14 protein-coding genes are annotated in these 12492 nt (G+C 65.4%); 6 read left to right on the top strand and 8 right to left on the bottom strand.

Translation table 11 applies throughout. The features are described from left to right. Positions 1–80 precede the first annotated feature (80 nt). From HDC94_RS02375 to HDC94_RS02350, 6 genes are all read left to right on the top strand, one after another. On the top strand, positions 81–1784 hold the full coding sequence (locus HDC94_RS02375) for a DUF6049 family protein (RefSeq protein ID WP_179494527.1): 1704 nt from the start codon (positions 81–83) through the stop codon (positions 1782–1784). Next, complete coding sequence (murJ, locus tag HDC94_RS02370; protein ID WP_179494525.1) at positions 1777–3432, top strand: murein biosynthesis integral membrane protein MurJ; 1656 nt, start codon at positions 1777–1779, stop codon at positions 3430–3432. Before HDC94_RS02375 ends, murJ begins: the two co-directional genes overlap by 8 nt. 52 nt (positions 3433–3484) lie before the next feature. Further along, a complete protein-coding gene (trxB, locus tag HDC94_RS02365; protein WP_179494523.1) occupies positions 3485–4435 on the top strand; it encodes a thioredoxin-disulfide reductase in 951 nt (316 codons plus the stop codon). A 39-nt stretch (positions 4436–4474) separates the two neighbouring features. Continuing rightward, a complete protein-coding gene (gene trxA, locus HDC94_RS02360; protein WP_179494521.1) occupies positions 4475–4801 on the top strand; it encodes a thioredoxin in 327 nt (108 codons plus the stop codon). A gap of 98 nt (positions 4802–4899) precedes the next feature. Continuing rightward, a complete protein-coding gene (locus tag HDC94_RS02355) occupies positions 4900–6204 on the top strand; it encodes a PLP-dependent aminotransferase family protein (RefSeq protein WP_179494519.1) in 1305 nt (434 codons plus the stop codon). A 6-nt stretch (positions 6205–6210) separates the two neighbouring features. Continuing rightward, on the top strand, positions 6211–7167 hold the full coding sequence (locus HDC94_RS02350) for a D-alanine--D-alanine ligase (RefSeq protein WP_179494517.1): 957 nt from the start codon (positions 6211–6213) through the stop codon (positions 7165–7167). 14 nt (positions 7168–7181) lie between these two features. Here HDC94_RS02350 and HDC94_RS02345 read toward each other — a convergent pair whose 3' ends face one another. The 8 genes from HDC94_RS02345 to rnpA all read right to left on the bottom strand — a co-directional run bounded on the left by HDC94_RS02345 (position 7182) and on the right by rnpA (position 12485). Then, a complete protein-coding gene (locus tag HDC94_RS02345) occupies positions 7182–7637 on the bottom strand; it encodes a GNAT family N-acetyltransferase (protein ID WP_179494515.1) in 456 nt (151 codons plus the stop codon). Positions 7638–7644: 7 nt separating this feature from the next. Then, positions 7645–8583 (bottom strand): ParB/RepB/Spo0J family partition protein, encoded by a 939-nt coding sequence (locus HDC94_RS02340; protein WP_179494513.1) that lies wholly within the window; start codon positions 8581–8583, stop codon positions 7645–7647. Next, the gene (locus HDC94_RS02335; RefSeq protein WP_179498779.1) at positions 8583–9404 is read right to left on the bottom strand and encodes a ParA family protein; all 822 of its coding nucleotides are present in this window, start codon (positions 9402–9404) and stop codon (positions 8583–8585) included. The genes HDC94_RS02340 and HDC94_RS02335 overlap by 1 nt, the downstream gene beginning before the upstream one ends. Positions 9405–9550: 146 nt before the next feature. Next, positions 9551–10177, bottom strand: coding sequence for a 16S rRNA (guanine(527)-N(7))-methyltransferase RsmG (gene rsmG, locus HDC94_RS02330; RefSeq protein ID WP_179494511.1), 627 nt, complete (start codon positions 10175–10177; stop codon positions 9551–9553). Positions 10178–10332: 155 nt separating this feature from the next. Next, positions 10333–10875, bottom strand: a complete 543-nt coding sequence (locus HDC94_RS02325) for a protein jag (RefSeq protein ID WP_374757259.1) — start codon at positions 10873–10875, stop codon at positions 10333–10335. Further along, entirely contained in the window at positions 10872–11822 is a 951-nt protein-coding gene (gene yidC / locus HDC94_RS02320) for a membrane protein insertase YidC (protein WP_374757280.1), read from the bottom strand. Before yidC ends, HDC94_RS02325 begins: the two co-directional genes overlap by 4 nt. 16 nt (positions 11823–11838) lie before the next feature. Next, positions 11839–12150 carry a membrane protein insertion efficiency factor YidD gene (gene yidD / locus HDC94_RS02315; RefSeq protein ID WP_179494505.1) on the bottom strand — a complete coding sequence of 104 codons (312 nt, stop codon included), beginning with the start codon at positions 12148–12150 and terminating at the stop codon, positions 11839–11841. Continuing rightward, a complete protein-coding gene (rnpA, locus tag HDC94_RS02310) occupies positions 12147–12485 on the bottom strand; it encodes a ribonuclease P protein component (RefSeq protein ID WP_179494503.1) in 339 nt (112 codons plus the stop codon). The genes yidD and rnpA overlap by 4 nt, the downstream gene beginning before the upstream one ends. Positions 12486–12492: the final 7 nt, after the last annotated feature.

The raw sequence follows: 12492 nt of genomic DNA, 5'->3' as shown, positions 1-12492 counted from the left end.
GCTTGGCACAGGACTACCCCCGTGCCTCCTGTGCAGCGCGGCCCCCGGGCTCTCAGGCACGAACGAATAGACTTCTCGCCATGTTGGCCGCGCAGGTGTTCCGGGGTGCCGCGGCAGCAACCCTCGCTGTAGGACTCGCCGTCGCCGGCATCGGTGCACCCACCGCCACCGCGGCAGATTCCGGACCCGTCGAACTCGCGATCATCGTGCCGATCGTCGTGCCGGCCGGCTCGACGGGACTGGTCAGCTCGGAGCAGCTCGCTGAGTACACCTCGGCCTCCGGGATCCTGTCGCGCCAGCTCGACTCGGCCATTGACCGCCCGGTGACGCTCGCGATCGATCCGATGATCCTCGCGTCGATCCGAGTGCTCGGCAGTTCAGCGCCACCCTCGGCCACGGCGTGGCTCACCCGGCTCGAGAAGGCCAGCAACGAGAGCTTCCTGCTCTCCTACGCGGATTCGGATGTCACGCTCGGCACCCAGGCCGGGAGCCCGACCGTGCTCGCCCCCGAGAACTTCGACTTCGCCATCGACCCGGCGAACTTCGGCCCGGCGGCGACCCCCACCTCGACTCCGAGCTCGACGTCGAGCCCCACCCCTACCCCCACGCCGACACCGACCGAGGTCCCGGTGCCCTCGCTACCCACGACGTCCGATCTGCTCGCGTGGGACAGCGACTTCCCGGCAACGGTCTGGCCGCGCGCGGGAACCGTCAGCGATGCCGACATGGCGTCCTTCGCCGCCAGCTCCTTCGAGACGGCCATCCTCTCCTCCGGCAATGTCACACTGCCGGATGGCGCGGGCCCCTCAGTCACGGTGGGTGGGCTCCCGGCCATCATCACCGACGACACGGTGTCGTCGCGGCTGTCGGCCGTGGCCAACACCTCCACGATCGACGTGCTCCAGTCGACACTGCCCGGGGTCGAGTCGGCCGCGGTGGCCGCCGCGCAGACGCAGAGCGGCACGGGGAGCGTCGTGGCATTCCTGGACCGCGCGGTCCCGAGGCCCGGCACGAACGCGGGCTCGACCATCATGCTGCTGCAGTCCTCGACCACCGTGACTCTCGTGCCCCTGAGTGTGGCGCTCGATGGACGCGAATCGGCCGAGGCCACCCTGGTACCGGGTGCGCAGGGGGAGCAACGACTCAGTGAAGCCGGACGGATGCTTCTTGCCGAGGCATCCGACGCCCGTTTCGCCACCATCGTGGAGGACCCGACGACCATCACCGCGCCCCGCCGACTGGCGCTGCTCGGTCTTCTCTCGATCGGATGGATCGGCAGCGAGAGCACCTGGAGCTCTGCGGTCCAGCGGCAGATCGACAGCTCCGAGGACCTGCGCGCATCGGTCGGGATCGTCACGACGAGTCCCTTCACGCTCCTCGCCGACAACGGCACACTGCCCATCCCGGTGAGCAACGAGCTGAGTGAGCCCGTGACTGTGTATCTGACCGTTCGACCGCTCACGGGAAAGCTCGCAGTGTCGGACTCGCGCGTCGAGGTCAAGATCGAGCCGAATGCCCAGGCCAGGGCGCAGGTTCCCGTGCAGGCGATCACCAACGGAAGCGTGCAGGTCGTCATGACCCTCACGAGCGCGTCCGGTGCGTCGATCGGCCAGCCGGCGATCACCGAGATCAACGTGCAGGCCGGGTGGGAGACCCCTATCGTGCTCGCCATCGGTGCCGTGGTCGTGCTCGTCTTCGCGGGTGGACTCGTGCGCAACATCGTGCGGCGGCGGCGGCCGGCGCGCACCGAATCCGACGCCCAGAGCCGCGACGCCGATGAGTAACGGCGCGGCGACGGCCGCAGGCTCCGGGGGAATCGGGCGGGCCAGTGCCCTTCTCGCCTCCGGGACGATCGTCTCGCGCATCCTCGGATTCGTGAACGCCATCGTCCTCGCGGGGGCAATCGGGTACATCGGCGCCGCTGCCGACGGTTTCACGCTCGCCACGCAGATCCCGAACAGCATCTACGCGCTCATCGCTGGAGGTCTCCTCAGCGCTGTTCTTGTGCCGCAGGTCGTGCGCGCCGCCGCACATGAGGATGGCGGCCAGCTCTTCATCAACCGGCTGGTGACGCTGGGTGTGGTCGTCTTCCTCCTGGTCACGGCGGTGGCGACTCTCGCGGCTCCGCTACTCGTGAACCTCTACGCGCAGTCCGGCGAGCGCGGCTTCAGCCCCGACGGCATCGCCCTGGCCATCGCCCTCGCGTACTGGTGCCTTCCGCAGATCTTCTTCTACTCGCTGTACAGCCTGCTCGGCCAGGTGCTCAACGCTCGTGGCATCTTCGGCCCGTTCACGTGGGCGCCCGCCCTCAACAACGTGATCGCCATCGCCGGCATCTCGGTGTTCATCGTGCTCTTCGGACCCGACCCCGCTCACCGGGATGCCTCGACCTGGACGCCCGAGATGGTTGCCGTTCTCGGCGGCACCGCCACACTCGGCATTGCTGCCCAGGCGATCGTGCTGACCTTCTTCTGGCGCAGGGCGGGACTCCGCTTCCGCCCCAACTTCCGCTGGCGCGGTGTGGGTCTCGGCCGCACCGGCACCGCCGCCGCGTGGGTGTTCGGGATGATCCTGCTCACGCAGCTCGCCGCCATCGTCGAGACGAGGGTTGCCACCCTCGCCACGGGCACCGCATCACTCGGCGCCCTCAAGTACGCGTGGCTCATCTTCATGCTCCCGCACTCGATCGTGACCGTGTCGATCGCGACGGCCTACTTCACCCGAATGAGCGCCCACGCGCGCGACGGCAGGCTGGCTGACGTGCGCACCGACCTCTCGGCAGCGCTCCGCGCGATCCTGCTCATTATGGTCTTCTCCACGGTGGGGCTCGCGGTGCTGTCGGTGCCGTTCAGTGCCGTCTTCGGTGGTGACTTCGAGGATGTCACGGCCCTCGCCACCGTGATCGTGGCGTACCTCGTCGGCCTCATCCCGTTCACCGTGCTGTTCCTCCTCCAGAGGGTCTTCTACTCTCTCGACGACACCCGGACGGTGTTCTTCCTGCAGGTGCTCCAGTCGGTGATCTTCGTGGGCGGCGTGCTGCTCGTGGCGATGGCACCGACCGCGGGCATCGCGGTCGGAATCGCCCTCGTGATGAGCATCGCCACCGCCGTTCAGACGCTCGTTGCCGCGTGGCTCCTGCGCGGCCGCCTGAAAGGCCTCGACGGCCGCCGTGTCGTCACGCGCACCCTGCAGTACTTCGGTTCGGCCGTGATCGCCGGGGCCATCGGCGTCGTGGTCGTGGTCGCCCTCGGCGGTTACGCGGACGGTGGGTTCGGGTCATCCAGCCGCATCGGGGGGCTCCTGACGATGGCTGTCGCGGGTCTCGCGATGGGGCTCGTGTACGCGGGCATCCTGTGGGTCATCCGCAACCCCGAACTTCGGGGGTTCATCAACCCCATCCGTTCACGGTTCCGCCACGAACCGATGGAATAGCCGGTCACTACGATGTGTTGTACCGGACGAACCAACTGAGGAGTCGCACATCATGCGCCAAGTGATCATCATCGGGTCGGGCCCCGCTGGCTACACCGCCGCGATCTACGCTGCCCGCGCCAACATGAACCCGCTGGTCATCGCGAGTTCGGTCGAGGCCGGTGGCGAGCTCATGAAGACGACCGAGGTGGAGAACTTCCCCGGATTCCCTGACGGCATCCAGGGCCCCGACCTCATGTCGAAGATGCTGGCCCAGGCCGAGAAGTTCGGCACCGACGTCATCTACGACGATGTCGTGAAGCTCGAGCTCGAGGGAGACGTCAAGCGCGTTCACCTCGGCAACGGAGACGTCGTCGAGGCGCTGTCGGTCATCTTCGCGACGGGTTCCGCGTACCGCAAGCTCGGCCTCGAGGACGAAGCACGCCTGAGCGGAATGGGCGTGTCCTGGTGTGCGACCTGCGACGGGTTCTTCTTCCGTGAGAAGACGATCGCCGTGGTCGGAGGTGGCGACTCCGCGATGGAAGAGGCCACGTTCCTCACCAAGTTCGCCGACAAGGTCTACGTCGTGCATCGCAAGGACTCACTCCGTGCGTCCAAGACGATGCAGGATCGTGCCTTCGCCAACCCCAAGATCGAGTTCCTCTGGAACAAGGAGATCAAGCACATCTACGGTGACCAGCTCGTCACGGGCATCGGTGTCGTGGATGTCGAGGATGGCACGGAGACCACGATCGACGTGAGCGGCGTGTTCGTCGCGATCGGTGCAGACCCCCGCACCCACCTCGTGCACGGACAGCTCGACCTCAACCCGGATGGCACGATCGCGGTGCACGGGCGCACCTCGCGCACGAACATCCCCGGTGTCTTCGCGGCTGGCGACGTCATCGACCCGACCTACCGCCAGGCGGTCACGGCAGCGGCCTCCGGTACCGTCGCCGCCCTGGACGCCGAGCATTACATCGCGGCACTGCCCACCGAAAAGCTCGCCCTCGCTGCCGTCTAGCGCAGGGCAACATCACTCTCTAGAGAAGGAAGAAACAGTATGTCTAACGCCAAGGATGTCACCGACGCCACGTTCGCCGACGAGGTGCTCAACTCCTCCGACACAATCATGGTGGACTTCTGGGCCGAGTGGTGTGGCCCGTGTCGCGCCGTCTCCCCGATTCTCGACCAGATCGCCTCGGAGAACTCCGACAAGATCAAGATCGTCAAGCTCAACGTCGACGACAACCCGCAGATGGCCATGAAGTACCAGATCACGTCGATTCCGGCGATGAAGGTTTTCCGTGGCGGCGAGGTCGTGAAGACCGTCATCGGCGCCAAGCCGAAGCCCGCCCTCGAGGCCGACCTCGCGGAGTTCCTGGCGTAAAGCCAATCTCGAAGCACTGGCCCCGTCTCTTCTGAAGAGGCGGGGTTTTGTGTTTTAGCTGGCTATTCTTGAATCTTCGCGACTGAAGAGGACAGCGCATGACGAATCAGGGCAACAACCTCGACCAGTGGTACGGCCACTACGCCGATCGCACAGCGGGGCTCGCCGCCTCCGAGGTGCGCGCGCTCTTCGCCGTCGCCTCTCGTCCGGAGGTCGTCTCGCTCGCCGGCGGCATGCCGTTCGTCTCCGCCCTGCCCCAGGACCTCATCGCCGGCGCTTTCGAGCGCACGATGCGCGACTCCGGCCCGATGGCCCTCCAGTACGGATCAGGACAGGGGATGCCCGCACTCCGCGAGCACATCCTCGAGGTCATGGCACTCGAGGGAATCCGTGGTGGCGTCGACGACGTGGTCGTGACGACCGGATCCCAGCACGCCCTCGAACTCGTCACCAAGCTCTTCGTGAACCCCGGTGACGTCGTCCTGGCCGAGGCACCGAGCTACGTCACGGCACTCACGGTGTTCAAGTCCTTCCAGGCCCAGGTGAGCCACGTCTCGATCGACGAGTTCGGGCTCATCCCCGAGGCCCTCGAGGAGCGCATCGTCGCCCTCAAGGCCGAGGGCCGCACGATCAAGTTCCTGTACACGGTCCCGACCTTCGGCAACCCGTCCGGTGTGACCCTCACGTGGGAGCGCCGACTCCGCGTGCTTGAGATCTGCCGGGCCCACAACATCCTGGTCCTCGAGGACAACCCCTACGGCCTGCTGTACTTCGACTCCCCCGCGCCGCACGCCATGCGTTCGGTCGAGGAGGACGGGGTCATCTACCTCGGCACCTTCTCCAAGACACTCGCTCCGGGTTTCCGCCTCGGCTGGGCTCTCGCCCCACACGCCATTCGAGAGAAACTCATCTTGGCGAATGAGGCCGCGGTGCTGTCACCGAGCTCCTTCACCCAGGGGATCGTCAGCGAATACCTGTCCTCCGTCGATTGGAAGGCGCAGATCGACGTCTTCCGCGGCGTGTACCGCGAGCGACGGGATGCCATGCTCACGGCACTCGACGACTACCTCCCCGATCTCAGCTGGACGCACCCCAACGGCGGCTTCTACGTGTGGGTCACCCTCCCGGAGAACCTCGACTCCAAGTCGATGCTCCCGCGCGCGGTCAAGGAGCTCGTCGCCTACACGCCGGGAACGGCGTTTTTCGCCGACGGCAGCGGTCGCACCAACCTGCGGCTGTCGTTCTGCTACCCGACTCCGGAGTTCATCCGTGAGGGCATCCGTCGCCTCTCCACCGTCGTCAACGGTGAGCTCGAGTTGCTCACCACGTTCTCGCAGACTGCACCGCTTCGCACGGTCCGCCCGAACGAGAACATCATCAGCCCGCCCGCCAACCTCGGCTAAGGAACAATGTCGGACTCCCCTCGAATCCTCGTTCTCTCCGGCGGCATCTCCCACGAGCGGGACGTGTCGCTGCGGTCGGGTCGTCGCGTGGCGGACAGCCTCGCAGAGCACGGCCTCACTGTGGAGCTGCGTGACCCGGATGCCACGCTTCTCCACTACCTGCGCGAGTCGCGCCCCGACGTCGTCTGGCCGGCCCTCCACGGCGCCAGCGGTGAGGATGGCGCGCTCCGGGGACTCCTGGACTTCATAGGCATCCCCTATGTGGGTTCCCGCTCCGATGCGGCACGTCTCGCGTGGGACAAACCGACCGCCAAGACGATCGTGGGTCGCGCGGGGGTCCTCACACCTGCATCGATCACGCTGCCCCGTGATGCTTTCCGTGAACTCGGTGCCCACAGCATCCTGGAGGAGATCTCCGACGAGTTCTCCGGTCCGCTCGTGGTGAAGCCCGCGCAGGGTGGCTCCGCCCAGGGCGTGAGTATGGTGGACGACCGCTCGCTCCTACCCCGCGCGATGGTCGATGCGTACACCTACTGCGACGTTGCGCTCATCGAACAGAAGATCACCGGCACCGAGATCGCCGTCGGCATCATCGACAACGGCGATGGGCCTGTCGCCCTACCCGCCGTCGAGATCGTGCCCCTCTCGGGCGTGTACAGCTTCGAGGCCCGCTACAACGCGGGTGAGACCCGCTTCTTCGTTCCGGCCCGCATCTCTCCGGAGGTTGCCGCTCGTGCCGCCGAGACGGCGCTGGCTGCCCATGCTGCGTTGGGCCTGCGCCACCTGTCCCGGGTCGACATCATCGTTGACGGCGCCGGCACTCCCTGGTTCCTCGAGGCCAATGTGCTTCCCGGCCTCACCGAGACATCGATTCTGCCGCAGGCACTCGAAGCGGCCGGTCACGATCTCGGCTGGGTCTACAAGGCGCTCGCGGATGCCGCGATCGCCGAATCCCGGGCCTGACCCGACTGCGTGGTTCAGAGGGCGCGACTCAGGTAAACCGAATTCGGGTCGTCGGTGTAGGCCGCGAACGGCTCGCACGGGATGAATCCGTAGCGCTCATACAGCCGACGTGCTGGCTCGAAGTAGTCCTCGGCGCCGGTTTCAAGGCTCACACGTTCGTAGCCGCGTTCCCTGGCCACCCCGAGCAGGTGCTCAAGGAGAGCGGATGCCACTCCTCTACCCCGCGCGCCGGCCGAGGTCCGCATCGACTTGAACTCGCCGTGCGTCGCGTCGAGGTGCTTGAGTGCGCCGCATCCGATCACCGCACCGTCCTCTCGGGCGGTGAAGAATTCGATGTCCGTTCCGGCAAGCGTTTCCGGGTCGAGAGCATGAACGCTCTCCGGGGGCGACGTGGCCCACATGTCGCGAAGGTGCTCCTCGAGCAGCGGGCGTACGTCGGGGCTCGTCGGATCGTCGGAATCGATCTTCATCGGGCTGTCAGCGGGAGAAGCCGGGCTGCCCCAGCTCGCCGAGGATGCGGTTGAGGTCGCCGACGGTGGCGAACTCTATGACGATCTGACCCTTGTTGGCGCCGAGCGTGACCTTGACCCTGGTGTCGAGACGATCGCCGAGGCTCTCGGCGATCTCGTCGAGCTGTCCCTGTCGACCGCCAGCGACGGGCTTCGCGCGCGTGGGCTTCGCGGGAGCCGTCGAGACGATCGCTTCCGCTGCCCGCACCGAGAGTTCCTCGTTGACGATCTTGTCCGCGAGCTTCTCCATGGCCGACTCATCGCCTGCCGCGAGGATGGCGCGGGCGTGACCTGCGGTCAGTACTCCGGCCGCCACTCTGTTGCGTACCGCTTCCGGCAGCTTCAGCAGCCTGAGGGTGTTCGTGATTTGGGGGCGCGACCGTCCAATGCGCTGGGCCAGCTGGTCCTGGGTGACACCGAAGTCGGCGAGAAGCTGCTGGTAGGCCGATGCTTCGTCGATCGGGTTGAGGTTGGCGCGGTGGATGTTCTCGAGGAGGGCATCCCGGAGCATGTCCTCGTCCGCGGTGTTCTTGATGACCGCGGGGATGGTTCCTGTTCCGACCTCCTTGCTCGCGCGGAGTCGACGCTCCCCCATGATGAGTTCGTACTGGGGACCACCGGGCTGGGCATCAGCGAGCGGGCGCACGACGATGGGCTGCAACACACCGAACTCGCGGATCGAGACGATGAGTTCCGCCAGCTCGGCCTCACGGAACTCGGTCCGGGGCTGCTGGGGATTGGGCACGATCTCGTCAAGCGCGATGTTCGCGAGCCTGAGCCCGGGAACCGCGGCCAGACCGGTATCCGACTCGGGGAAGAAAACGTCGACAGGGCGAGCGCTGTCATCGGCGGTGGGGATGAGCGCTCCGATACCGCGACCGAGGCCAGTGCGCTTGGGTGCTGCCATTATTCGGGTGCTCCTCGTCGTGAGATCTCGGCCGCTGCTTCGAGGTACGAGAGCGATCCGGGCGATCCGGAGTCGTAACTGACCACGCTCTGCCCGTAGCTCGGCGCCTCAGAGATGCGCACGGATCGGGGGATGACGGTGTCGAGAACCTGCTCAGGGAAGTGCTCTCGCACGTCTTGAACGACCTGGTTGGCGAGGTTGGTCCGGGAGTCGTACATCGTCATGAGGATGGTGGAGACCGATAGGCGCGGATTGAGGTGTTTCTCGATCAGCTGGATGTTGTTGAGGAGCTGGCTCAAGCCCTCCAGCGCGTAGTACTCGCACTGGATCGGGATGAGAACTTCGCGTGCAGCCACGAAGGCGTTGATGGTGAGCAGACCGAGCGACGGCGGGCAGTCGATGAAGACGTAGTGGAACGGCTCCTCCGACTCCGAGAGGAAGGCCTCCAATGGTGTGCGCAAGCGCTGTTCGCGCGCCACGAGCGACACCAGCTCGATCTCCGCACCCGCGAGGTGGATCGTTGCCGGCACGCAGTAGAGGCCCTCGAACTCCGGGCTCTTCTGGATGATGTCCGCGACCGGCGCGTCATTCACGAGAACGTCGTAGACGCTGGGGGTCTCCGCACGATGCTCGATGCCGAGCGCGGTGGAAGCATTGCCCTGCGGGTCGAGATCGATCACCAGGACTCGCGCTCCCCCACGCGCCAATGCGGCTGCGAGGTTGACGGTCGTCGTGGTCTTCCCCACGCCGCCCTTCTGGTTCGCGACAGTGAAGATCCGAGGCTTCTCGGGCAGTGCAAGCCGGTCGGCCGCGATCGCCATGCGTCGGCGGGTCAGGTCGGCCAACTCGCGCGCGAGAGGAGTTGACTCATCGAACGTGGCGGTGTCGGCATCGAGGCCGTCGGGATGTTTCACGTGAAACCTTACGTGTGACTGGGCCGTGCTGGCCCGGATGGAGCGGTCTGCGATCAGTCCACTGTAGCTCTAAACAACCTCGTGATCTCGGGGGTTATCCCCTCCCCGAGCACGAGCACGGAAACCTCGCTGAGGTGTGCCTTTTTGATCACTTTCGCGGCCGCAGACACTTCCTCGTTGACGCGCTCGCCCTTCATGAAGAGCAGCTGTCCTCCCGATCGGACGAGCGGTACGGTCATCGGAATCAGCTTCGACAAGGCGGTCACAGCCCTGGCCGTGACCTGGTCGAGCGGCTGGTCGAGCTTTGCCTCCTCGGCCCGAGCGCGGATGACCGTGACGTTGTCGAGGCCAAGTGCGTCAGCCTCAGATCGAAGCCAATCGGTGCGACGCTCCATCGGCTCGATAAGGATGAGGTGGGCGTCCGGTCTCGCGATCGCGAGCACCAGCCCAGGCAATCCAGCGCCGCTTCCGATGTCGCCGACGCGACCCGCGGTCAGGAGGGGGGCTGGCAGCACGCTGTTGACGATGTGACGCGACCAGAGGCGGGGAAGCTCGAGCGGGCCGATGAGCCCCAGCTCCTCCCCTCGCCTGGCGAGGTCCGCCGTGAATTGACGCGCCACATCGATGCGGTCACCGAAGAGTCCAGCTGCGTAATCGGGTTCCAGTTCGAGCGTTGACATGTCGCATCGTCCTCTCTGCGGGGATCAAGTATGGGGCCCGTGGGCACGCCAGGAGGCGATCCCCATCACGGGCCTCAGTCGCGGTGACCAATAGTTTCACGTGAAACATCGCCAGTCGAGACGGCGAATGTTTCACGTGAAACACCCGAGAAGGTTCAGCGCGTGATGACCGTGTGGCGGTCTCGGCCCTCACCCTGCGAGCCGGAGACGAATCCCCGCTCGGCAACGATGTCGTGAACAAGCTTTCGCTCGTACGACGACATCGGGGGGAGTGCCGCAGACTCAGCGCCTGCCTCGATCCGCTCGACCGCGCGATCCACAAGCGCAGCCAGCTCAGCTGCTCGGGCGTCGCGCGATCCGCCGATGTCGAGGATGAGCCGGGAGAAGGAGCCGGTCTTCGCTTGCACGGCAATGCGGGTGAGCTCCTGAAGGGCGCCCACCGTCTCAGGCTTGGCGAGCACACGGAGGCTGTCGAGTTCGGAGGCCGTCACCGAGATGTAGGACCGTCCACCGCGTGCCTCGATCTCGATGTCGCCATCCAGATCGGCGATGTCCAGAAGCTCCTCGATGTAGTCCGCGGCGATGTCGCCTTCCTCCTCGAGCTCGTCGACCGTGGGCTCGTCATGCACGGGCAGGTCGGCTGCCGTCGTCTCGGGGGTGGTGTCTCCGGCGATCTGTGTCTCAGTCACGTCACTCACTTCTTGTTCTGCTTCTTCGCACGGTTCTTGCTGACCGGCTGCTGGCGTTGGGGCTTCTTCGGTTCCTCGACGATGACGGCACCCTCGGGAGTCTCTTCGACGATTCCCTTCCGCTGGTTCCGCTTCGCAAGACGGGCCTCACGAGCGAGGGCCGCCTCACTGCCAGGGGTCGGCATGTTGCGGATCACCAGGAACTGCTGACCCATGGTCCAGAAGTTGGAGACGAGCCAGTAGGTCATCACACCGAGCGGGAAGGTGAAACCGGAGAACGCGAACACGAGCGGGAGTAGGTAGAGCAGCACCCGCTGCTGGCGGTACATGGGGCTGGCCTTCATCTCGGCCGACTGGTTCTTCGACATGATCTGCAGCTGCGTGATGAACTGCGACCCGGTCATGAGAATCACCATGATGACTGCGATGACGATGACCGTGGTGTTGCCGTCTGCCGTACTGATCGAGAGACGGAGCGGAGCGCCGAAGATCTCTGCGTTGGCAAACTGCTCCGAGAGCGTCGCATTCAAGAGACCCACGCCCGACTTGCCGTGCTGTGCGTCATTGAGCACTGAGAACAGACCGAAGAAGATCGGCATCTGAAGCAACAGAGGGAGGCACGAGCTCAGTGGGTTCGTGCCCGTCTTCTTGTACAGCTCCATGGTCTCGCGCGACATGGCCTCGCGAGAGAACTGGTCCTTCTTGCCCTTGTACTTGTCCTGGATCTTCTTGAGCTGAGGGGCCACCTCGAGCATCCGCCGCTGGCTCTTGATCTGCCGCACGAAGATGGGAATGAGCGCAGCGCGCACGACGAGAACAAGACCGACGATCGACAGGATCCACGTGATACCGGCGGCGGGGTCGAGACCAATCGTGGTCAACAGTGTGTGGAATGCCACGAGGATTGCCTCGATGACCCACTTGATCGGCGTGAGAAGAGTGCCGAAGAAACTCAGGATGTCCATGTGCGGGTTAGCCCCTTCCGTGGCTTGACGCGACAACGAAACCGGAACGGGTTACCCGGTAGCGATCGTGTGGGCGAGCAGGGACATCGTCGATGCCGCCTTCCGCCCAGGGGTGGCAACGTGCGATCCGTCGTGTTCCGAGCCAGACGCCACGGACAACGCCGTGTTGCTGAATCGCCTGGAGCGTGTAGTGAGAACACGAGGGGTAGTAGCGGCACACGTCACCGTAGAGCGGAGAGATGACCGCCCTATATGCAGTGAGTATTGCGACACAGATGTTCCGTGGCACGAGGAGCGCAAACGCTACAGCGCTGTTCATCTTCTCCTCGCCATCGTGCCGAGACCACGAGCGATCTCCGAGTGAAGGGTAGCCCACGGAGCCTCGGCAGAAGCTGGAAGTGCCCTCACGACGACGTCGCTCCCGGCGCCGAGCGTGGGGAGCAGATCGTGGGATGCCGAACGAAGACGGCGCCGAACGGAGTTACGCACGACGGCGCCACCCACCGCTTTGGTCACGATGAAGCCGAACCTCGACACATCGCTCTCCGTGGGAACCACGTAGAGAACCATCGTGTCCGAGACGAACCGTCGACCCCGGCGCACGATGGCCTTGAAGTCGTGGGGCTGTGTCACCCGGTTCGGCTTGGCAAGCACGAGCCGG

It is taken from the genome of Leifsonia sp. AK011 (assembly GCF_013410945.1).
In the GTDB taxonomy this organism is placed as follows: Bacteria; Actinomycetota; Actinomycetes; order Actinomycetales; family Microbacteriaceae; genus Rhodoglobus.
This window is presented reverse-complemented; position numbering and strand designations above follow the sequence as displayed.

Excerpts from the sequence above, each read along its gene's own strand:
- trxB (WP_179494523.1), top strand. The coding sequence starts at position 3,485 with ATGCGCCAAGTGATCATCATCGGGTCGGGCCCCGCTGGCTACACCGCC.
- HDC94_RS02340 (WP_179494513.1), bottom strand. The coding sequence starts at position 8,583 with ATGGCAGCACCCAAGCGCACTGGCCTCGGTCGCGGTATCGGAGCGCTC.
- rsmG (WP_179494511.1), bottom strand. The coding sequence starts at position 10,177 with ATGTCAACGCTCGAACTGGAACCCGATTACGCAGCTGGACTCTTCGGT.
- HDC94_RS02350 (WP_179494517.1), top strand. The coding sequence starts at position 6,211 with ATGTCGGACTCCCCTCGAATCCTCGTTCTCTCCGGCGGCATCTCCCAC.
- yidD (WP_179494505.1), bottom strand. The coding sequence starts at position 12,150 with ATGAACAGCGCTGTAGCGTTTGCGCTCCTCGTGCCACGGAACATCTGT.
- murJ (WP_179494525.1), top strand. The coding sequence starts at position 1,777 with ATGAGTAACGGCGCGGCGACGGCCGCAGGCTCCGGGGGAATCGGGCGG.
- HDC94_RS02335 (WP_179498779.1), bottom strand. The coding sequence starts at position 9,404 with ATGGCGATCGCGGCCGACCGGCTTGCACTGCCCGAGAAGCCTCGGATC.
- trxA (WP_179494521.1), top strand. The coding sequence starts at position 4,475 with ATGTCTAACGCCAAGGATGTCACCGACGCCACGTTCGCCGACGAGGTG.
- HDC94_RS02345 (WP_179494515.1), bottom strand. The coding sequence starts at position 7,637 with ATGAAGATCGATTCCGACGATCCGACGAGCCCCGACGTACGCCCGCTG.
- HDC94_RS02355 (WP_179494519.1), top strand. The coding sequence starts at position 4,900 with ATGACGAATCAGGGCAACAACCTCGACCAGTGGTACGGCCACTACGCC.
- HDC94_RS02375 (WP_179494527.1), top strand. The coding sequence starts at position 81 with ATGTTGGCCGCGCAGGTGTTCCGGGGTGCCGCGGCAGCAACCCTCGCT.